This window comes from Aeromonas sp. s7(2024) (genome assembly GCF_040907825.1).
GTDB classification, from domain to species: domain Bacteria; phylum Pseudomonadota; class Gammaproteobacteria; order Enterobacterales; family Aeromonadaceae; genus Aeromonas; species Aeromonas veronii.
On record NZ_JBFOCM010000016.1, the window covers coordinates 50715 to 69476 of the forward strand.

General features: G+C 60.2%; 18 protein-coding genes and 2 tRNA genes. 6 read left to right on the top strand and 14 right to left on the bottom strand.

Annotated features, from left to right (window positions below; genetic code table 11):
* Positions 1-268: 268 nt before the first annotated feature.
* Together gabT and AB5Y73_RS05295 are read right to left on the bottom strand one after the other, a co-directional pair.
* Positions 269-1558, bottom strand: coding sequence for a 4-aminobutyrate--2-oxoglutarate transaminase (gene gabT / locus AB5Y73_RS05290; protein WP_118854129.1), 1290 nt, complete (start codon positions 1556-1558; stop codon positions 269-271).
* A 124-nt stretch (positions 1559-1682) separates the two neighbouring features.
* Positions 1683-3146 (bottom strand): NAD-dependent succinate-semialdehyde dehydrogenase, encoded by a 1464-nt coding sequence (locus AB5Y73_RS05295; protein ID WP_118854128.1) that lies wholly within the window; start codon positions 3144-3146, stop codon positions 1683-1685.
* A gap of 413 nt (positions 3147-3559) precedes the next feature.
* Here AB5Y73_RS05295 and puuR point away from each other — a divergent pair, with 413 nt between their 5' ends.
* Entirely contained in the window at positions 3560-4162 is a 603-nt protein-coding gene (puuR, locus tag AB5Y73_RS05300) for an HTH-type transcriptional regulator PuuR (RefSeq protein WP_118854127.1), read from the top strand.
* 45 nt (positions 4163-4207) lie between these two features.
* Positions 4208-5485, top strand: coding sequence for an FAD-binding oxidoreductase (locus tag AB5Y73_RS05305; RefSeq protein ID WP_279499284.1), 1278 nt, complete (start codon positions 4208-4210; stop codon positions 5483-5485).
* 124 nt (positions 5486-5609) lie between these two features.
* Here the strand turns inward: AB5Y73_RS05305 and AB5Y73_RS05310 are convergent, their stop codons facing one another.
* The 6 genes from AB5Y73_RS05310 to AB5Y73_RS05335 all read right to left on the bottom strand — a co-directional run bounded on the left by AB5Y73_RS05310 (position 5610) and on the right by AB5Y73_RS05335 (position 9958).
* Positions 5610-5858 carry a DUF3297 family protein gene (locus AB5Y73_RS05310; protein ID WP_005338226.1) on the bottom strand — a complete coding sequence of 83 codons (249 nt, stop codon included), beginning with the start codon at positions 5856-5858 and terminating at the stop codon, positions 5610-5612.
* A 112-nt stretch (positions 5859-5970) separates the two neighbouring features.
* Positions 5971-6399, bottom strand: coding sequence for an N-acetyltransferase (locus AB5Y73_RS05315; RefSeq protein WP_118854788.1), 429 nt, complete (start codon positions 6397-6399; stop codon positions 5971-5973).
* A gap of 138 nt (positions 6400-6537) precedes the next feature.
* Complete coding sequence (locus AB5Y73_RS05320; protein ID WP_118854126.1) at positions 6538-6819, bottom strand: putative quinol monooxygenase; 282 nt, start codon at positions 6817-6819, stop codon at positions 6538-6540.
* A gap of 50 nt (positions 6820-6869) precedes the next feature.
* Entirely contained in the window at positions 6870-7622 is a 753-nt protein-coding gene (locus tag AB5Y73_RS05325) for an Abi-alpha family protein (protein WP_181497507.1), read from the bottom strand.
* Between the two features lie 276 nt (positions 7623-7898).
* Positions 7899-9284, bottom strand: coding sequence for an ATP-binding protein (locus AB5Y73_RS05330; RefSeq protein WP_005338217.1), 1386 nt, complete (start codon positions 9282-9284; stop codon positions 7899-7901).
* A complete protein-coding gene (locus AB5Y73_RS05335) occupies positions 9284-9958 on the bottom strand; it encodes a response regulator transcription factor (RefSeq protein WP_040066247.1) in 675 nt (224 codons plus the stop codon). The genes AB5Y73_RS05330 and AB5Y73_RS05335 overlap by 1 nt, the downstream gene beginning before the upstream one ends.
* A 199-nt stretch (positions 9959-10157) precedes the next feature.
* Here AB5Y73_RS05335 and AB5Y73_RS05340 point away from each other — a divergent pair, with 199 nt between their 5' ends.
* Complete coding sequence (locus AB5Y73_RS05340; RefSeq protein WP_118854124.1) at positions 10158-10838, top strand: polymer-forming cytoskeletal protein; 681 nt, start codon at positions 10158-10160, stop codon at positions 10836-10838.
* 87 nt (positions 10839-10925) lie between these two features.
* On the opposite strand, the gene AB5Y73_RS05345 is transcribed toward AB5Y73_RS05340, so the two are convergent.
* Both AB5Y73_RS05345 and tsaA read right to left on the bottom strand, forming a co-directional pair.
* Positions 10926-11474 (bottom strand): cytochrome b, encoded by a 549-nt coding sequence (locus AB5Y73_RS05345; protein WP_005350133.1) that lies wholly within the window; start codon positions 11472-11474, stop codon positions 10926-10928.
* Between the two features lie 288 nt (positions 11475-11762).
* Positions 11763-12467, bottom strand: a complete 705-nt coding sequence (gene tsaA, locus AB5Y73_RS05350) for a tRNA (N6-threonylcarbamoyladenosine(37)-N6)-methyltransferase TrmO (RefSeq protein ID WP_058058316.1) — start codon at positions 12465-12467, stop codon at positions 11763-11765.
* A 213-nt stretch (positions 12468-12680) separates the two neighbouring features.
* Between tsaA and AB5Y73_RS05355 the strand changes: the two genes are divergently transcribed.
* Positions 12681-13679: an NAD-dependent epimerase/dehydratase family protein gene (locus AB5Y73_RS05355; protein ID WP_118854123.1), complete on the top strand. Its 999-nt coding sequence runs from the start codon at positions 12681-12683 to the stop codon at positions 13677-13679.
* A 159-nt stretch (positions 13680-13838) separates the two neighbouring features.
* Here the strand turns inward: AB5Y73_RS05355 and AB5Y73_RS05360 are convergent, their stop codons facing one another.
* From AB5Y73_RS05360 to cydD, 4 genes are all read right to left on the bottom strand, one after another.
* On the bottom strand, positions 13839-14225 hold the full coding sequence (locus AB5Y73_RS05360) for a DUF488 domain-containing protein (RefSeq protein WP_118854122.1): 387 nt from the start codon (positions 14223-14225) through the stop codon (positions 13839-13841).
* A gap of 9 nt (positions 14226-14234) precedes the next feature.
* Complete coding sequence (gene rcsF, locus AB5Y73_RS05365) at positions 14235-14606, bottom strand: Rcs stress response system protein RcsF (protein WP_013723982.1); 372 nt, start codon at positions 14604-14606, stop codon at positions 14235-14237.
* Positions 14607-14769: 163 nt separating this feature from the next.
* The gene (gene cydC, locus AB5Y73_RS05370; RefSeq protein WP_181497506.1) at positions 14770-16500 is read right to left on the bottom strand and encodes a cysteine/glutathione ABC transporter ATP-binding protein/permease CydC; all 1731 of its coding nucleotides are present in this window, start codon (positions 16498-16500) and stop codon (positions 14770-14772) included.
* Positions 16493-18262, bottom strand: a complete 1770-nt coding sequence (gene cydD, locus AB5Y73_RS05375; protein WP_118854120.1) for a cysteine/glutathione ABC transporter permease/ATP-binding protein CydD — start codon at positions 18260-18262, stop codon at positions 16493-16495. The genes cydC and cydD overlap by 8 nt, the downstream gene beginning before the upstream one ends.
* A 201-nt stretch (positions 18263-18463) precedes the next feature.
* Between cydD and AB5Y73_RS05380 the strand changes: the two genes are divergently transcribed.
* Together AB5Y73_RS05380 and AB5Y73_RS05385 are read left to right on the top strand one after the other, a co-directional pair.
* Positions 18464-18537 (top strand) — tRNA-Gly (locus AB5Y73_RS05380).
* A 15-nt stretch (positions 18538-18552) separates the two neighbouring features.
* Positions 18553-18627 (top strand) — tRNA-Gly (locus AB5Y73_RS05385).
* Positions 18628-18762: the final 135 nt, after the last annotated feature.

Sequence of the window (18762 nt, forward strand, 5' to 3'; positions counted from 1 at the left end):
CATGGCCGGTTGGAAAGCATTGAGATGCCCCATGTTGTTCCTCACTAGACTTGGTGTCGGGAGACTGCTGCCAATCTCGCTATCTTTTCCGGGGGTGATCCGGCCTCGTTTATGGGTGTGTTCACTGTTTAAAAAAGAACCGATGCCATTGTTTTACATCGGTTCTTTCAGTGGCGGCGCATTGTGCATTTGCAGGGCCCCCTTGACAAGAAAAAAAGGGGGCAAAATTGCATTTATTTGCACAGGTAAGTGGTCACTTTCCTGCTGGTCAGGCCAGCACGGCCTCCAGTGATTTTTCAAGGAGTTGCAGCCCCTCGTCAATCACTGCCGCAGGGGCTGTCAGGGGGGCGAGAAAACGGATGACATTTGCGCGCACCCCGCATGAGAGCAGGACCAGACCCCGTTTGCCCGCCTCGGCCACCAGACGTTTGGTGAGGTCGGGATCGGGCTGGCTGGCATCACGGCGTTTCACCAGCTCCATGGCCACCATGGCACCGGGGCCGCGAATTTGACCTATGCAGTCAAAACGCTCGGCTATGCGTTCCAGCCCCGCCTTGATCTGCTCCCCCTGATCCAGTGCTTTCTGGTTGAGCTGCTCCTCTTCGATCACCTGCAATACCGCCAGCGCGGCGGCGCAGGCGATGGGGGATCCCGCATAGGTGCCACCGAGGCCCCCCGGCTTGGCCGAGTTCATGATCTCCGCCTTGCCCACCACCGCTGACAGGGGAAACCCCCCCGCCAGACTCTTGGCCAAGGTCATGATGTCCGGCTCAATGCCGGCATACTCGGTGGCGAAGGTCTTGCCGGTGCGGCAGAAACCGCTCTGGATCTCGTCGCAGATCAGCAGAATGCCGTGCTGGTCGCAGACGCTGCGCAGCTTCTGCATAAAGCTCGGGGAGGCGGGATAGAAGCCCCCTTCGCCCTGTACCGGCTCGATAATGATGGCGGCAACCCGGCTCGGCTCGATGTCGGCGCTGAAGCAGAGCTCGAGGGCGTGCAGGGCATCCTCTTCACTTACCCCGAGATAATCGGCGGGGAAGGGGATGTGGTAGACCTCCCCCGGGAAGGGGCCAAAGCCGGTCTTGTAGGGCACTACCTTGCCGGTGAGCGCCATCCCCATCATGGTGCGACCGTGAAAGCCCCCCTTGAAGGCGATGGTGCCGCTGCGACCGGTGTGGGCGCGGGCAATCTTGATGGCGTTCTCGACCGCCTCGGCGCCGGTGGAGAGAAACAGGGTGCGTTTCGGGGTCGGGCCGGGCACCAGGGCGTTGAGCTTTTCGGCAAGCTCGATATAGCCCGGGTACGGGGTGACCTGAAAGCAGGTGTGACTAAACTTTTCAAGCTGATCGCGCACCGCCGCCACCACTTTCGGATGGTTGTGGCCGGTGTTGAGCACGGCGATGCCGGAGGCAAAGTCGATGTATCGGTTGCCCTCCACATCCCACAGCTCGGCATTTTGCGCACGGTCGATAAAGACCGGCAGCAGGGTACCGACGCCATTGACCACGGCCGCTTCGCGGCGCGCTTGCCACGCCTTGTTTGATTCTGACTGACTCATCTTTCCTCCCTGAGGGGCCGCAGCCCCCGATATTCCCTGAAAATGTGGCAGGCGTTTTGGCGCCTATTACCGCCGATCAGCCCATCGGGCCAGATCGGCGGCGCCTTGTCTCTCTGTTGCTGCCCTAGCGAATGGCGCCAAAGCAGAGGTATTTGGTCTCCAGATACTCCTCCAGCCCCTCGGCAGCGCCTTCGCGGCCCAGACCCGACTCCTTGATGCCGCCAAAGGGGGCCAGCTCGGTTGAGATGATCCCCTCGTTGATGCCGACCATGCCGTACTCCAACTGTTCGGCGACGCGCCACACACGGGCGATATCGCGGCCATAGAAGTAGGCGGCCAGTCCATAAGGGGTGTCGTTGGCAATGGCGATGGCCTCGGCTTCGCTCTCGAAACGCACCAGCGGGGCGACCGGGCCGAAGATCTCCTCCTGCAGGATGGGATTGGTTTTATCCACCTTGCCCAAAATGGTGGGGCGGTAAAAAAGGGGACCGGCGGGGTGAGCTTCGCCCCCCAGCAGCACTTCGGCACCGGCGGCGACCGATTGCTGCACCAGCTCGGCCACCTTGCTGGCGGCAGCCGGGTTGATGAGCGGGCCGATCTGGGTGCCCTCCGCCATGCCATCTCCCACCCTGAAGGCCTTGACGGCGGCAGTCAGCTTCTCGGCGAAGGCGTCATAGACACTGGCCTGCACCAGAATCCGGTTGGCGCAGACGCAGGTCTGCCCGGCGTTGCGGTATTTGGAGGCGAGCGCCCCGGCCACCGCGGCATCGAGGTCGGCGTCGTCAAAGACGATAAAGGGGGCGTTGCCACCCAGCTCCAGCGATAGCTTCTTCATGGTGTCGGCGCACTGGCGCATCAGCAGCTTGCCGATGCGGGTGGAGCCGGTGAAGGAGAGCTTGCGCACCACCGGATTGCTGCACAGCTCGTTGCCCACCGCGCTCGCCTGATGGCTGGTGACGATATTGATGACCCCGGCGGGGATCCCCGCCTGCTCGGCCAGGGCGGCTAGTGCCAGCGCGCAGAGCGGGGTCTCGGCGGCGGGCTTGATGACGATGGTGCAACCGGCGGCCAGCGCTGGGCCCGCCTTGCGGGTGATCATGGCAATCGGGAAGTTCCACGGAGTGATGGCGGCGACCACGCCCACCGGCTGCTTGATGGTGGCCAACCGGCGATCGCCGCTAAAGCCCGGGATGGTGCGGCCATAGGCGCGCTTGCCCTCCTCGGCGAACCACTGGATAAAGCTGGCGCCATAGGCCACCTCGCCCTTTGCTTCCGCCAGCGGCTTGCCCTGCTCGCAGGTCATGATGCGGGCCAGCTCGTCGCTGTGGGCGGTGATGGCGGCAAACCAGGCGTAGAGCTTGTTGCTGCGCTCCTTGGCGGTCAGCGCAGCCCAGGCGGGTTGCGCCGCGTGGGCGGCCGCGATGGCGCGGCGGGTATCCTCGGCATCCATGTCGGGCACCTGGGTAATCACGGCCCCGCTGGCGGGGTTGGTGACCTCGAAGGTGCGGCCGCTGGCGGCCTCGCACCACTGTCCATCTATATAGGCGCGGGATGTGATCAAGCTGGAGTGGGATGTTGTTCCTGACATGAGAAGCCTCGAGTGTGGGTCAGAGCAGCTGGTTGCCGGAGTGAGCCGACCCTTCCTGCGCCGCTGCCGTATAAAATAATAAGCACAGGAAGACCATAATTTGAGCTGAAATGTTTTTCAAGTGTTAAATATATTTGAATTGCTGGGGGGCGCCATGCTAGAAAATGGGCTGTGTAGCGCGCTTTCTCCAGTTCGCTTGCAGGCTGTAAGTGGGCAAACGACCGGGAGATGGTAAATCAGGTGTGCAAAATAATGAACGGTTTCGCTGTGTAACATAGTGAACGGCAAGGGAAAGCTGGTCGGCTATTTTAACCAGCAGGGTAAACAGGCAGCGCCTGATCCGATGCGATCACGCGCAAGCAGGAGAGGCTGATGATGCAAGGATGCAGACATGGCGCAGCAGGGGGCTTGTCATGAGCGGGCCGCAGAGCCGGGAGGGCGTGGCTCGACCGTTGGGTGCGGCTGACGCCGGGGCGCGCACCATGGGGGAACGGCTGGCGGCGGTGCGCCATCAGCTGGGGCTCTCCCAGCGGCGGGCGGCCGAGCTGAGCGGCCTGACCCACGGCGCCATCTGCATGATCGAGCAGGACAAGGTGAGCCCCTCCGTCGCCTCCCTGCAAAAGCTGCTCACCATCTACGGCCTGCCGCTGTCGCGCTTTTTCGCCGAGGAGGAGAGCCGCACTCCGGAGGTGGTGATCAAGGCTGATCAGCTTATCGAGCTGGGCAGTCAGGGGGTCTCCCTCAAGCTGGTGCACAACGGCAACAACCGCCGCCAGCTCGGCTTTATGCTGGAGACCTATCCCCCCGGCACCGACACCGGCGGTCAGGTAACCCATCAGGGGGAGGAGGTCGGCACCGTGCTGGAGGGGTCGGTGATCCTGACGGTGGCGGGCCAGAATTATCAGCTGGAGGCGGGCGACAGCTATGTGATCGACACCGGCGAGCCCCACAGCTTCAGCAATCCGTCGGGGGAGACCTGTCGCATCGTCAGCGCCCACACCCCGGCGAGCTTTTAATCCTGACAGTAGTTTGGCAACCGAACCGGTAAGGAAACAGGGATCATGACCGAACATGTAAACAGTTACTACGCAGCCAGCGCCAATAAACACGCGCCCTATCCGACATTGACCGAGCAGCTGGAGTGCGATGTCTGCGTCATCGGGGCGGGCTATACCGGCCTCTCCAGCACGCTGCATCTGGTAGAAAAGGGCTACAAGGTGGTGGTGCTGGAGGCCGCACGAGTCGGCTTTGGCGCCAGCGGCCGCAATGGCGGCCAGATCGTCAACTCCTACAGCCGCGACATCGACACCATAGAAGCGAACTGCCCGCCGGATCAGGCCAGGCTGCTCGGTTCCATGTTGTTTGAGGGGGGCCAGATCATCCGCGAGCGGATCAAGCGCTACAACATCCAGTGCGATCTGCAGGAGGGGGGCGTCTTTGCCGCCGAGACCGAGAAGCAGCTGCACGAGCTCAAATCCCAATACGCCCGCTGGCAGAAGTGGGGCAACGACCAGCTGGAGCTGCTCGATGCCAAGGGGGTGCGCGAGGTGGTCGCGAGCGATCGCTACGTCGGCGCCCTGCTCGACAAGAGCGGCGGCCATATTCACCCGCTCAATCTGGCGTTGGGGGAGGCGGAAGCCATCCGCATCCAGGGCGGGCAGATCTTCGAACAATCCGCCGTCACCAGTATCACCCCGGGGCAGCCAGCCTTGGTCAAGACCGCCAAGGGGGCGGTGAAGGCGCGCTTTGTGGTGGTGGCGGGCAATGCCTACCTCGGCAATCTGGTGCCGGAACTGGCCAGCAAGAGCATGCCCTGTGGCACCCAGGTGATCGCCACCGAGGTGCTGGGAGAGGAGCGGGCCCGGTCACTCTTGCCGCAGAACTACTGTCTGGAGGATTGCAACTACCTGCTCGACTACTACCGTACCTCCGGCGATCACCGGCTGCTCTATGGCGGCGGCGTTGTCTATGGCGCGCGGGATCCGGCGGATATCGAGCGGCTGATCATCCCCAAGATGCTGAAAACCTTCCCGCAACTGGCCGACGTCAAGGTGGAGTACACCTGGACCGGCAACTTCCTGCTCACCCTGTCGCGGCTGCCACAGTTTGGTCGCATCGGCCCCAACATCTACTACATGCAGGGCTACAGCGGCCACGGCGTCACCTGTACCCATCTGGCGGGCAAGCTGCTCTCCGAGGTGCTGAGCGGTCAGGCGGAGCGCTTCGATGCATTCGCCAAACTGCCGCACTACCCCTTCCCGGGTGGCCGCCTGTTCCGCATCCCCTTTACCGCCGCGGGCGCTGCCTGGTACACCCTGCGCGATCGGTTGGGGGTATAAGAGCCGCTCTGCGAGAAATGTGGGCTGGTGGCTGCCGCTTAGATAACGCTGACGCCAGCACCAATACCGGAAACAACAAGGCCACCGCGAGGGTGGCCTTGTTTATCACGCTGCAGCGCGCTGATTAGCTGTAGAAGGCTTCAACGGTGCCCTTGAGCTTGATCAGGATGGGCTGACCACGGCGATCCAGCGCCTTGGGGGAGGGGATCTTCACCCAACCTTCGCTGATGCAGTACTCCTCGACATCGGTGCGCTCTTTGCCGTTCAGGCGAATACCGATCGGGTGCTCGAAGCAGGCGGCCACATAGTGAGGGCTGCGGGGATTGCAGGAGAGGTGATCCGGCAGAGCCGGTTTGGTGCTGGTATCGCTCATCGATATAACCCGAAATGAATAAAAAGTGGGTCATTGTAGAGAATGCCGCCATGGCATTCAAGGCGGCCACAAAACAGGCAAAGCGTGCTCGCCATCGCTATGGGCGACCCGCTTATCCTCGTTGCCAATGCATCACCAGCTCGGGGCGACCGCTATGCTCGCACAACTGCTGCTCACCCTCTTTGAAACCGTTGCGGGAATAGAAGCGCCGCGCCTGCTCATTTTCGGCGTAGACCGTCAACTCGAGCCGGTCATATTGGGCTTTGAGGTGTTCGAGCAGTTGGCGACCCAACCCGTGTGATTGGTGATCAGGGGAAATAAACAGCGCGGCAACAGACCCCTGATACCAGGAGATAAAGCCCAGTAGCTGTCCATCCTCCTCATAGACCCAGCTCTGGCTGGCGGGCAGATAACTATCGCGCATCGCCGCCCGTTGCTCGTGCCAAAAGGCGGTGGGAATAAAGTCGTGGGCCTGCACCGATGCCTGATACCAGAGCTCGACGGCGACATCCAGATCGGTTGTTAATAATGGGCGGATCATAGTGGCCTTAATAACAAAGAGTGGAAGTAACGCAGGCTCGATAAGCGCAGCGTAATCGGGCATTCGCGGTAGGGAGAGGGGGGAGAGTTCTGCGCCACTCCCGGTTCGCCACCTTGGCCAAAATGGCAAGGCTGTGATTTATGCAATCCCAGTTACCGTATAGTGTCGCTCGACATTGACGGTTATTTTCCTCCAGCGAGAGGATTTGACTCTGGCTTGGTGCGCTTGAAAAGCCGCCTGATCAACAAACTCTTCATAGACATCGAATCGGCAGGGATTGAGAGGGTCTTGAGTCACCTTAAAGATCAGGCAGCCTGTTTCAGCGCGTGTGAGCTGGATATGGTTATCAAGCTCATCCTTGACCGCAGCCAAATCGTTGGAGGGGACGATAATAAATCCTTTTAATATTACTCTGCTCATTATTCACCTTGAAGGTTGAGAGGCGCCATTACTTCATGTTGAATATTTTATTAGCATTCATTTCGGCAAACTGTCCTGATAAAGTCTGCGCCAAACTTTGTTAAAGTAAGTTCTTTTCTCTCTAGTCTTGTTGATGTTTGCTTGTCTTTTATAATTGTATTTTTCAGCGTTTGAATGTCATTTATTAAATCCACCATTACTCTTGGATAGTCTTCAAATCTACGAGGGACAGAGTAATGTTTTTTCCCCACAAACTTTACTAGATCTTCATTAGTGTAATCTCGATCTTGCCATGTTATTAACCCCAGGCGAATAAGGCTAGAATATGCTTTTTCCTTTGTGGAACTTTCAAGAATTTCTTGCTTACAGAAATCACCAAACTCAGTGTAAAGCACCTTTGCATCCAGTGCCGTCATTTCACTAATCACTGAAGCATAGCTTGGGTGAACATCAGATTCATATTGCGTATCCGATGCGGACAATAAAAGCTGTGCGAATAGTTTTTGAATTTCAGGTTCTTCGGCAGAGTAGGCTACATTTTTTAATATGTTGCAGCCAAGGCGAAGTGTTGGCTCTATACGCTGTTTAAGAGGTATTTTTTCGTACCCTTCAGCATAAGTATCTCGAAATGTTTTTAAATGAAAATTTAAAAAATCTGCAGGTAAACCAACAAGGTTGTCAACAACCTTCAATATCGTGTCTGCAGTTTTGCACATGGTTGAAATAGGTGCTGAAACAGCATCAACAATATCGCCTTTAAGTACAAGACCATCAGTTGTAATACTTATCTCTTTTTCACCCATTGAGTTTACCATCCTTGAACTAAGTCTTTTATAAATTATTGTCTGTTGGGCTTCATGGGTATCAGCACCGACAAGTAAATAAGGTGTATCGCCAAGTTAATCAAGCCAACGCTACCGCGCCACCATGATACCGATTGAAGCCGGTGGTGGAAGGGCTGAGGGGCGATAATCAGTGCCGGATCAAAAACAACTTGGGTGGCAAAAACCACAAGGCCCCCGAGGTCGGGGGCCTTGTGATAGGGCCATTACTGGCGAGGTTGAGCAGGGCAATGCCGATCAGGGCAGGTCTAGCGTAAAGCGGGCGCCGCCGAGGGGGGATTCATCGACCCGGATCTGGCCGCCATAGCTGTGGACGATTTCAGTCACCACCGCCAGACCTATACCCTGACCGGGTGAACTGTCTGCCCGCACGCCGCGTTGGAAGATCTGCTCCGATTTGGCCGGGTCGATTCCCGGGCCATCATCTTCCACTTCGATACGCAGCCGCTCGAGATGGCGGCGCACCGTCACCTTCACTTCGCTGATGGCAAACTTGCAGGCGTTGTCGAGCAGGTTGCCCATCAGCTCCATCAGGTCGCCCTGTTCGCCGTGGAAGAGGGCGTCATCATCGAACTTGAAGTGGGTTTGCAGCTTCTTGTGGCGATAGACCTTGGTCAGGCTGGCCAGCAGTTTTTCAATCAGCGGCACCGGCTCGGTACCCTTGCTGGCAAGGCGCTGGCGGCCGGTCACGGCTCGTCTGAGCTGATACTGGATCATCTGATCCATGGTGAGGATCTGCTCGTTGATGTTGTCGTGGATCTCCCGCCCCAGCTTCACTTCGCGGGTGGTGATCTGGATCAGCGCCAGCCGGGTTTTCAGGCTGTGGGCGAGATCGTTGAGGGCGTGCTGGTAGCGCTGGGTCTGCTGGCGTTCGTTTTCCAGCAGCTGGTTGATGGAGTCGGTCAGCGGGGCCAGCTCCCGCTCAAAATCGCTCGAGAGGTCATCGCGCTTGCCGGCCCGGATATCGTCGATCTGACGGGCGATGGTGCGCAGGGAGCTGAGGCTCCAGAAGGTGGTGAGCAGCAGCAGCCCGGCCAGCAGCATATAGGCGAGCAGCGCCTGTTTGGCGGTCTGGTAGAGGTAGGTGCGGGACTCTTCGTGGTAGCGTTTGGCCGAGTCGATCATCACCACGTAGTAGGCGGTGGTGCCGCTGCCGGGATTGCGGATAAACCGCAGGCTGTAGACGAAGTAGCTCTCGCCGTTCTTGATGGTGTGCTTCTTGAAGAAGTAGTCGAGATCCATCCCCCCCAGATACTTCATCAGATCGCCGCAAATGGTCTGTTTGGCCTTGATCACCTCCGGCATATGGAGGCTCGACCAGACCAGATCGCCATCGGCGCGGCAGATCAGGGTATCGAGGTTGCGATCCCCTGCACCACGGGATATCCGCCCCAGCTCGACGTTCGACCCCTTGTCATCCGGCTCGGTGGAGGAAAACAGCTTGGCCAGGTTCTCCTGCATCCGGGCGCTGGCCTTCTGGGTCTGCTCCTCGACGTGGCCGAGGTAGAGGGCGTAGACGGCAAACCCCATGATCAGCGCGATGACCAGCAGCGAGCTGAGCAGCAGTTTGATGTGCAGTGAGCTGCGGATCATCTTGATGGGGCGCGGCAGATGAAACTGCATCAGTTACAGGAGAGGTTGAAGATGTAACCCTGACGCCGGATGGTGGAGATGGGTTGAATCGTCCCTTCCGGATCCAGCTTCTTGCGCAGGCGGCTCACCATTACCTCGATGGTGTTGGGATCCCCTTCGCCGTCGCCGTAGAGCTGGTCGAGCAGTTGCTGCTTGGAGACCACCTGACGGGCGTTGCGCATCAGGTACTCCAGAATGAGGTATTCAAAGCTGGTGAGCACCGCCACTTCACCGGCGATAGTCAGCTCCTTGCGGGAGAGATCCAGCTCGTAATCACCGGCCTTCACCTTCGGCGAGATAAAACCGGCGCTGCGGCGCACCAGCGCATTGAGTCGGGCCAGCAGCTCATCTTTCTGGAACGGTTTGACCAGATAGTCATCAGCACCTGCTTCCAGTCCTTCGACCTTGTCCTGCCAGTTGCCACGGGCGGTCAGCACAATGATGGGGAAGGGGATCTGCCGTTCACGCAGTTGCCGGATCAGTTGCAGGCCGTCCATATCGGGCAGACCGAGGTCGATGATGGCCACATCAATGGGATAGTCGGCGGCGTAGTGCAGTGCAATCCCGGCCTGGTCGGTGCTGTAGACCTGATTGTCGGCTTCGGTCAGCAGAGAGGAGAGGTGGTGATTGAGCAGCTTGTCGTCTTCGACCAACAGAATTTTCATGATGTGAGCGGTCATAGGGATCCAGGCTGTCAATTAGAAAGTGTATGTCGCTTCGAGTCAATTCGAATCCTAATGCATCCCGGCTGTATCGGGACTGAATCAGCGGGACTTCAGAGTTCGCGCCAACTGGTCGTTTAACCATGGTCCGGGTTGTCGATGGCCTGCTGGTCGGCAGTCATGTTGCGAAAGGTTTGATGCGATGAGAGAGATGGCCGGAAGGCTGCTGGCGCGACTGCAACAGCGTGAGCGCAGCGACCTCCTCTATATTGTCTGGCTCTGCTGGGGGGCAGCCTTGCTGCTCTACGTGCTGGGGTCGCCCTGTTTTCTGTGGCCAGTGGCGCCGATGCCGCTGGTTCTGCTTGTGTGGTTTGTGGAGAGAGTACGGATGTTTGGAAGAAACAAAGGTGGTGCGGCTACTGCGTCGGCGGGAGCCACCGTGATTGCAGCCGGTGCCCGCTTCAAGGGGGAGTTGCAGGTGGAGGGGGATCTGGAGGTGCGCGGTCAGATCAACGGCACCATCCAGCTCATCGGTGGTGTGCTGCGCATCATGCAGGGCGGCAGTGTTGAGGGGGATGTGAGTGCGCCCCAAGTGATCATCAATGGTCTGCTGGAAGGCACCTGTACCTCCGCCGAGGTGGAGATCCTGGAGAGCGGCAAGATGCAGGGGATCTTCAAGGGGGGCAGTCTTTCCATCTGCAAGGGCGGCAACTTTGTTGGCCAGTCCCAGCCCACCGTGGCCGGCAAGGCTGATCCTGTGTTGCAAGCCTTGTCTGAAAACAGTTCGTCCGGGAGCAAGCAGCCGGAGAGCAAGAGCAATGTGAAAAAGCTGCCGCACGAGCCGAAAGGCAAGCCGGCTGAGGAGCTGGCCAAGCAGGAGTGATGCCGTTTGCCAGCGGTGCAGATAACGGTTGTTAAGGAAAACAGAGAGGGGGCCACGATGGCCCCCTCTGCATTTCCCCGTTACCCGTTAGCTGCGGCGCGGCGGCAGCATATTGGTGAGGGTGTTGTCTTTGAGAATATGGTGGTGATAGAGGGCCGCCACCGTGTGCAGGCCGATCAGGGCGTAACCGATATTACCCAGCGTCTCGTGCACCTCCTTGATCAGCCCCTTGAGATCCGGACTGGGGGAGAGCAGGGCAGGCAGCTCAAGCCCGAAGAAGGGGATGGGCTTGCCCGCGGCGCTCAGCAGCAGCCAGCCAAACAGCGGGGTGAGAATCAGAAAACCGTAGAGGGCGAGGTGGGCCAGTTTTGCCAGCTTGTGCATGATCGGGGAGAGCTCGGGCACGATACGCGGCGTCGGGCTCATCCAGCGCAGGGCCAGTCTGACAAAGACCAGGGCGAAGATAAGCAGCCCCAGCATAAAGTGCCACTCCTTCATCAAATCACGGCCAGGGTCCCCTTTAGGGAAAATATCGCGAAATTCGATCAGGGCGTAGACGGCGATCATGGCCCACAGGGTCAGCCAGTGCAGCCCGATATTCAGGGTGCCATAACGTTGTTCACTGTTCATCAGCATAGGTTTGTTCCTTCGAAGTGCTGTCACATCCGTTTGGCATCCCCGCACTCAAACGTGTCGGGGCGAGGCCAGATCCTTTGGCGGCAATAGCAGAGCTACCATGCTTGCCATACATCGATAGCCTGCTTCTGACATCAGTCAGAGAGGAGATGCCCTCTGCTGTCTGCATGGTATCACTGGCAACCGGGTGGATAGTCTGATCAATGCCACACAATTTACAGGCTCATTAAGCCCCTTGTGACGTGAAGAAGGCGTGAAATAGCATCAGCGATGTCAGCCCCCCCAGGTTCAGGCAGGCTCGATGGCCAGCACCAAGCAATCCGGCTCGCTGATGCGAAAACGGACGTTGCAGTCAAACAGCCGCACCCCGTACTCCTTCTCATCGGGCTTGCCCTTCTTGTAGGCGGGGCGCGGATCTTGTGCCAGCACTTCGCTCACCAGCTGGCGCAGCTCGGGATGGGCCTTGAGCCAGGGTTGCAACTGCTGCTCGGCCTCGGCACTGAAGTTCACCGCCAGCGGCGGGGTGGGTGCGTCGGGGGCAAAGCCACCACGGGCATCCGGCAGGCTGTCGGCATAGGGAATATAGGGTTTGATATCGACGATGGGGGTGCCATCGAGCAGATCCACCGCCCCCAGCTCCAGCCACAGCTTGCCCCGCTCGCGACCGACCCCGTGCAGCTCGACCACCGAGAGCCCTAGCGGATTGGGGCGGAAGGTGGAGCGAGTGGCAAAGACGCCGACCCGTTCGTTGCCGCCAAGGCGCGGCGGGCGCACCGTTGGGTGCCAGCCCTGCGCCATGGTCTGGTGAAAGACGAAGCTGAGCCACAGATGGGAGAACTGCTCGATGCCGCGCAGCACATCCGGCTGATCGTAAGGGGGGAGCAGCTCGAGGCGGGCGCGGGCCGATTTGACCAGTCCGGGCTGGCGGGGGATGGCGAACTTCTCCTTGTAGGGAGAGCGGATGATCCCGAGGGTGTCGATTTCGAACTTCATGGCGGATCCTGACTGAAAACCCCGGCAATTTAGCACAGACGGCCCCAAAACGCAGGCTTGGCCTCATTACGCCCTTTTCTGCGGCGCTGCCGTGATCCCTGTCCCATCCCGGCCAGTCGGGGGCTGTGCCCGCGCGCCGAGTTGCGTAGGGTGGAGGCAACAGGCGTGTCAGGATGAAATGTGCGCACTCGCGCCGAAGGGGGAGGGAGAGGGATGAAACTGCTGATTATCGGTGGCACCGGCTTTTTGGGGCGTCACCTCACCGCGCTGGCGTTGGATTGGGGCCATGAAGTGACGCTGTTCAATCGCGGCCTGCACCAGCATCCGGATTGGCGCGATCTGGTGCAGCTCACCGGCGACAGGGACAAGAGCCTGAGCGCCCTGCAAGGGGCCGGGTTGCAGTGGGATCTCGTCATCGATACCTGCTGCTATCGCCCCGAGCAGGCGGCGAGCCTCTCGGCAGCTTTACTCGGGCGCTGCGCGCGGCTCATCTTTATCTCCACCATCAGCGTCTATCGCGATTTCTCAATGCCCGGGATGGATGAGTCGGCGCCGCTGCATGCTATCCCCGAAGGGGAAATGCCCACTGACTATGGCCCCCTCAAGGTGTTGTGCGAGCAGGAGTATCGCGCCCGCTGGGGCGAGCGGCTTTGCATCCTGCGCCCGGGCGTGCTGTGCGGCCCCCATGATCCTACCGGGCGCATGGCCTGGTGGATTAAGCGGGTGCAGCAGGGCGGGCCCTGGTTGCTGCCGGGCAGTGGCGAGGATCGCTTGCAGTATCTCGATGTGCGCGACTGCGCCGAGTTTGTACTGCGGGCCGCCGAGCAGCAGTTGGGGGGCATATTCAACCTGCTCAAACCCGGTATTACCTTGAGTGACTGGCTGGAGCGGCTGAGCGCTAGGTTGCAGCCAGCTCGCTCCATCCAGCCCGAGTGGCTGCCTTGGTCGACCCTGATGGCGGCCGGAATCGAGCCCTGGCAGAGCTATCCCACCCTGCTGCCCTGCGCGCAGGCGGAGTTTGCCGGTTACGGCTCTATAAGCGCCGAGGCGGCCATCGTCCACGGGTTGAACTTCCGGCCGCTGGAGGAGACCGCCGCCGACCTTGCCCACTGGCTGGCCATCGAGCCTGCCGCCGGGGTGGCGGAACATGCCATGACTCAGGCCGAGGAGACCTCGCTACGGCAGCAGCTGCTGGAGCCCAGTCTGCAATAGGCGAGGTGCATCGAGCCGCTGCTGCCGAGCGTGGCGCGGCAGGTGTGAATACAACGAGAGAGGGCATCCCGCGGGATGCCCTCTCTGTCTATCCAATGTCTGATGGTTGCCGAATACAGGCTGACGCGATTCCCCATCCCATCGCTGTCGCTCACCGAGTTAGCGGATGGCGGCGCCTGCGGCTACCAGCAGCTCTTTCAAGATAGCGCGATGGCAGCGGGACTCCTGCTCGCAGTAGCAACCGACCGAGAGGTTGGTGGTATGAGAGAGGGCGGCCAGCAGAGCCAGATCGTGCCTGGCGGCAGGTTGCGCCATCTCGGCCTTGTACTGTTTGCCAAACGCTGCCCACTGGGCGGGTGTCTCGGCTGCCTGCCCCAGCTTCATGGTCTCGCTGCTGGGGGCCAGGATGGGAAACCAGACATCGTACCAATGCTGGCTGGCAAATTCGCTCTTGGGGACGCCGCGGGGCGGGCGGCGCACCGTGCCGATCCGCAGCCCCTCATCGGGCAGGCGCGGGCTGCCAAGGCGAACGATAGCGAGGGCCATGACAGTGAGTTACTTCTCTTCGGCCACTTTCAGCGCCTGCCCGTAGCAGATCACCTGTTTCAGGCAGCCCGGGGTGTCGCTGAACTCGGCGCACTTGTCGATGGTGACGCCGTTGCCACCCATGTCGGCGGCACGGCGGCGGGCCAGGGTGCGCGCTTCACCGGCGTTGGGCACCGGCTGGTTGGCATCGGCCTGGCAGGATTCACCCTCGATGGTGCCGAGGTAGAGGTAGTTGAGGTCAGCCAGCTCATCCTGTTCATAGATGCGCACGCTACCGGGTTTGAAGTATTCGTCGAAGTTCTCTTTATCCAGATTGCTGTTGAAGGCGTAGTTGGCACAGCCGGAGGCAATCAGGGGCATCATCAGGATCAGGCGTTTCATCGTCTCGTATCTTGTGTCGGTGATGAGGACAGTAGAAATGCGCAGGCGCTCCATGTCGGCATCTTGTTGAATAATGAGGGGGACATTATAGGGGCCAGCCGCCTGCGGCGACCAGCCCCGTTTTGCGCCCGTTTGTCAGGGTGTGACCCCCATCAGCCTGATATCAAACAGGAGCCAGCCGCTGATAGAGGCTGCGGTAGTAATCATCCGCCAGCAGCTCGTTGTGAGGGGCGCAGAGGCGGATCTGTCCCTCTTCCATCAGGGCAATCCGGTCCATCTGTTCCATCCCCAGCAGGCGGTGGGAGATGAGCAGCAAGGTGCGATCTGCCCCGAGCCGGAACAGCAGATCCATGATCTCCCGCTCTGTCTGACTGTCGAGCCCTTCGGTCGGCTCGTCCAGCAGCCAGAGCGGCGCATCGTGCAGCAGGGCGCGGGCGATGCCGATACGGCGACGCTCACCACCGGAGAGGGGGCGGCCGCCGTCACCGAGCCAGGCGTCGAGGCCCGCCTCATCTTCCAGCAGATTGGCCAGTCCGACCTGGGTCAGCACCTCGACCAGCTGCTCGTCAGTGGCAGTCGGCGCTGCCAGTTTGAGGTTACCGCGCAGGTTATCGGCAAACAGATGCACCCGCTGGCTCACCACCGAGATGGAGGCGCGCAGCGCCCCTTCGCTGTAGTCGGTGAGCGGCTTGCCATCGAGCAGGATCTTGCCTGCTTGCGGGCTCCACTCCCGGGTCAGCAGCCCCATCAGGGTCGATTTGCCGCAGCCGGTCTGGCCCAGCAGCGCCAGCTTCTCACCGGCGTGCTGTTGCAGGGTGCAGCCACGCAGCACCGGCTGGAGGTTGCCGGGGTAGCCAAAATAGAGGTCATTGATCTGCAGCGCGCCAGCGGTGGCATGGGTCTGCTCGTCGCCCCACACGGGGGCTTTGGCCTCTTGCAGGATCTCGTTCAGGCGGCGTGCCGAGGTAAGGCTGGTGGAGAGGTGCTGGAAAGCCCCCGCCAGCGGCATCAGTGCCTCGAAGCTTGCCAGGGTGGCAAAGACCATCAATGCGGTAATGGGGTCGGGCACCGCACCCGCTACCCCATGACCGGCCAGCCAGAGCATCAGGGTCAGGGTCCAGCCGCTCAGCAGTTGCACCGAGAAGTTGGCCAGCCCGCTCACCTTGGCCATCCGGGCCTGCGCGGCGAGCAGCGCCTGTTCGGCTTGTTGCAGCTCAACCAGCGCCTTGGGGGCGGCGGCAAACATCTGCAGCTCGGCCTGACCATCCAGATAGTCCACCATCCGGGTACGCAGGGTTGATTTTTCGGCAATCAGCGCCTGACCGGGGCGACGGCCGAGGAAGTAGAACACCAGCGGCAGGGCAATCATGCCAAACAGCAGAATGGCACCCAGGGTGAGGGCGAGACGGCTGTCGAAAAACGACAGGAAGAAGACCAGTCCGGCGGTGCTGAGCAGGGCCGCGCCTATGGGGGTGATCAGCCGCAGATAGACGTGGTCCATCGCATCGATGTCGGCCACCAGTCGGTTGAGCAGATCCGCCTGACGGAAACCGGCCAGGGTACCGGTGGAGAGCGGCGAGAGTTTCTGCCAGAACCAGACCCGTAGTCGGGTCAGTACCCTGAAGGTGGCGTCGTGGCTCACTACCCGCTCACCCCAGCGACCGGCTGTGCGGACGATGGAGAAGAAGCGCACCCCGCCCGCGGGGGTCATGTAGTTAAAGGCATGGGTCGTCGCAACGGTCATTCCCGCCACGGCGGCGGCGGAGAGGAACCAGCCGGAGAGGGAGAGCAGCCCCATGCCGGCGGCCAGGGTCACCAGCGCTAGCAGCAAACCAATGGTGAGGCTGAGCCAGTGTTGGCGATAGAGGCGCAGAAACGGCAACAGATCACTCATCGAGAGAACCTCCGGAACGTTGGGAGAGCAGGCGGGCAAAATGCCCCTGCCCAGAACTAAGTTGCTGGAAGCTGCCTTGCTCCACCAGCTGGCCGCGGGCCAGCACCATTATCTTGTCCATCTTGGTAAGCTGGTCGAGGCGGTGGGTGATCATCAGCAGGGTCTGGCCAGCCATCGCCTGCTCAAGGGTGGTCATGATGGCGCGTTCGGAGTGGCGATCCAGACTGGCGGTCGGTTCATCGAGCACCATCAGCTGGGTTGATTTGAGCAGGGTGCGCGCCAGGGCGAGGCGCTGGGCCTGACCGACCGAGAGGCCGCCTGCCTGATCGCCGACCGGATAGTCGAGCCCCTTCTCCATGGCAAATTCCCACGCTTGCGCCCGTTTCAGGGCATCTTCCAGCTCGGCGTCGCTGGCCGTTGGTTTGGCCAGCAGCAGGTTGTCGCGCAAGGAGGCGTGGAACAGCTGCGGGTTTTGCGAGAGCCAGCCCAGCTGCAGGCGCCACTGGCTCATGTCGAGGGTGGCAAGCTCCTGCCCGTTGACCTTGAGCTCACCGCGATAGGGGGCAAAGCCGAGCAGGGCGTTGACCAGCGAGCTCTTGCCTGCGCCGCTGACGCCGATGAGGGCGGTACGCGAACCGGCTTCCAAAGTGAAGTCGATAGGGCCGACCAGCACCTTCCCTTCGGCGCTCAGTACTTCAAGACCTCTGGCCTCTACCTTGACCGGGCTGTCGGCATGGAACGGCGCCGTGCCTGCGGCCGGTTCGCTCACCTCGGCTTCTAGAAATTCAAGCAGCTGCTCGGCAGCGCCGATAGCCTGTGCCTTGGCGTGGTAGTGGGCACCCAGTTCCCGCAGCGGGGCGTAGAACTCGGGGGCGAGAAACAGCACGAACAGGCCGGTAAAGAGGGTGACCTTTACCCCATAGCTACCAAAGTTCAGATGGTCGATATAAGAGAAGCCAAAGTAGACGGCAACCAGAGCCACTGAAATGGCTGCGAAGAACTCCAGCACGGCGGTGCTCAAAAACGCCAGGCGCAGCACCTCCATGGTGCGCTCGCGAAAATCTTCCGAGGCGTCGCGAATCGCGTCACCTTCCGCCTGGGTACGCATAAAGAGTTGCAGGGTACGCAGCCCCTTCAGGCGATCGAGGAAGTGGCCGGAGAGACGGGCCAGCGCCTGAAAATTGCGGCGGTTGGCATCAGCGGCGCCCACACCCACCAGGATCATAAAGATGGGGATGAGGGGCGCAGTGCCCAGCAGGATCAGACCCGCCGCCCAGTTGACCGGGAACACGGCCACCAGAATGACCACTGGAATAAAGACGGCGATGGCCATCTGCGGCAGATAGCGGGAGAAGAAATCCTGCATGTTTTCAATCTGTTCCAGCAACAGGCTGGCCCAGCTACCGGCCGGACGGCGCTGGATATAGGCAGGGCCGAGGCGACTCAAGCGAGTGAGCACCAGCTGGCGGATGGTCTGGCGCACCGCGCTGCCCGCCTTGAAGCTGGCCACTTCGCGGCCGTAGGCCAGCGCCGCTTTGCCTAGCGTCACCAGCAGCAGGGTAATAAAGAGCGTGATGGATTGCTCAGGCGTTGAGCCTTCGATGATAAAGCCGTGCAACAGGGTCGCCAGCAGCCAAGCTTGCGCCACCATCAGAATGCCCTGGCCAAGGCCAAAAGCGATGGATATCGTGATCCAGCGGCGACCGTGACTCGATTGCTTGCGCAACCAGCCATAGAGACGTTTTTGCGTTTTTTTATCCATTACCACCATCCTCGCGTCGAGTGACGCAAGACTATCCTTGCCGTTTGGCCTTGGCAACCTTGTAAATTATCTGTGTTGAAAATGTTTGATTGAAAAAGCAACCGTCTGTTCAATCCTTGTCCGAACAGGTTGATTTATTGAAAAAAGTGGCAAAGGCGCCATTGCGCTCAGCGGCAAAATGCATATAGTAGGAGCCCTGACGCGGGTGTAGTTCAATGGTAGAACGGTAGCTTCCCAAGCTGCATACGTGGGTTCGATTCCCATCACCCGCTCCAAATTTCAGATGCCAGGCGGGCATCGTATAATGGCTATTACCTCAGCCTTCCAAGCTGATGATGCGGGTTCGATTCCCGCTGCCCGCTCCAGCTTAAAAACAAAAAGCCCACTCCTGCGAGTGGGCTTTTTGTTTTTCATCTGCCTTGTGCGGCGTTCGACGTCACGCTCACCGTTTCTCAGCTTTAAGGCAAACCGCAGAGACAGAAAAGGCGCCCGAGGCGCCT

What these genes read in the sequence shown, in the direction of transcription:
- gabT (WP_118854129.1), bottom strand. Translation starts at nt 1,558, where the DNA reads ATGAGTCAGTCAGAATCAAACAAGGCGTGGCAAGCGCGCCGCGAAGCG.
- AB5Y73_RS05295 (WP_118854128.1), bottom strand. Translation starts at nt 3,146, where the DNA reads ATGTCAGGAACAACATCCCACTCCAGCTTGATCACATCCCGCGCCTAT.
- puuR (WP_118854127.1), top strand. Translation starts at nt 3,560, where the DNA reads ATGAGCGGGCCGCAGAGCCGGGAGGGCGTGGCTCGACCGTTGGGTGCG.
- AB5Y73_RS05305 (WP_279499284.1), top strand. Translation starts at nt 4,208, where the DNA reads ATGACCGAACATGTAAACAGTTACTACGCAGCCAGCGCCAATAAACAC.
- AB5Y73_RS05310 (WP_005338226.1), bottom strand. Translation starts at nt 5,858, where the DNA reads ATGAGCGATACCAGCACCAAACCGGCTCTGCCGGATCACCTCTCCTGC.
- AB5Y73_RS05315 (WP_118854788.1), bottom strand. Translation starts at nt 6,399, where the DNA reads ATGATCCGCCCATTATTAACAACCGATCTGGATGTCGCCGTCGAGCTC.
- AB5Y73_RS05320 (WP_118854126.1), bottom strand. Translation starts at nt 6,819, where the DNA reads ATGAGCAGAGTAATATTAAAAGGATTTATTATCGTCCCCTCCAACGAT.
- AB5Y73_RS05325 (WP_181497507.1), bottom strand. Translation starts at nt 7,622, where the DNA reads ATGGGTGAAAAAGAGATAAGTATTACAACTGATGGTCTTGTACTTAAA.
- AB5Y73_RS05330 (WP_005338217.1), bottom strand. Translation starts at nt 9,284, where the DNA reads ATGCAGTTTCATCTGCCGCGCCCCATCAAGATGATCCGCAGCTCACTG.
- AB5Y73_RS05335 (WP_040066247.1), bottom strand. Translation starts at nt 9,958, where the DNA reads ATGAAAATTCTGTTGGTCGAAGACGACAAGCTGCTCAATCACCACCTC.
- AB5Y73_RS05340 (WP_118854124.1), top strand. Translation starts at nt 10,158, where the DNA reads ATGAGAGAGATGGCCGGAAGGCTGCTGGCGCGACTGCAACAGCGTGAG.
- AB5Y73_RS05345 (WP_005350133.1), bottom strand. Translation starts at nt 11,474, where the DNA reads ATGCTGATGAACAGTGAACAACGTTATGGCACCCTGAATATCGGGCTG.
- tsaA (WP_058058316.1), bottom strand. Translation starts at nt 12,467, where the DNA reads ATGAAGTTCGAAATCGACACCCTCGGGATCATCCGCTCTCCCTACAAG.
- AB5Y73_RS05355 (WP_118854123.1), top strand. Translation starts at nt 12,681, where the DNA reads ATGAAACTGCTGATTATCGGTGGCACCGGCTTTTTGGGGCGTCACCTC.
- AB5Y73_RS05360 (WP_118854122.1), bottom strand. Translation starts at nt 14,225, where the DNA reads ATGGCCCTCGCTATCGTTCGCCTTGGCAGCCCGCGCCTGCCCGATGAG.
- rcsF (WP_013723982.1), bottom strand. Translation starts at nt 14,606, where the DNA reads ATGAAACGCCTGATCCTGATGATGCCCCTGATTGCCTCCGGCTGTGCC.
- cydC (WP_181497506.1), bottom strand. Translation starts at nt 16,500, where the DNA reads ATGAGTGATCTGTTGCCGTTTCTGCGCCTCTATCGCCAACACTGGCTC.
- cydD (WP_118854120.1), bottom strand. Translation starts at nt 18,262, where the DNA reads ATGGATAAAAAAACGCAAAAACGTCTCTATGGCTGGTTGCGCAAGCAA.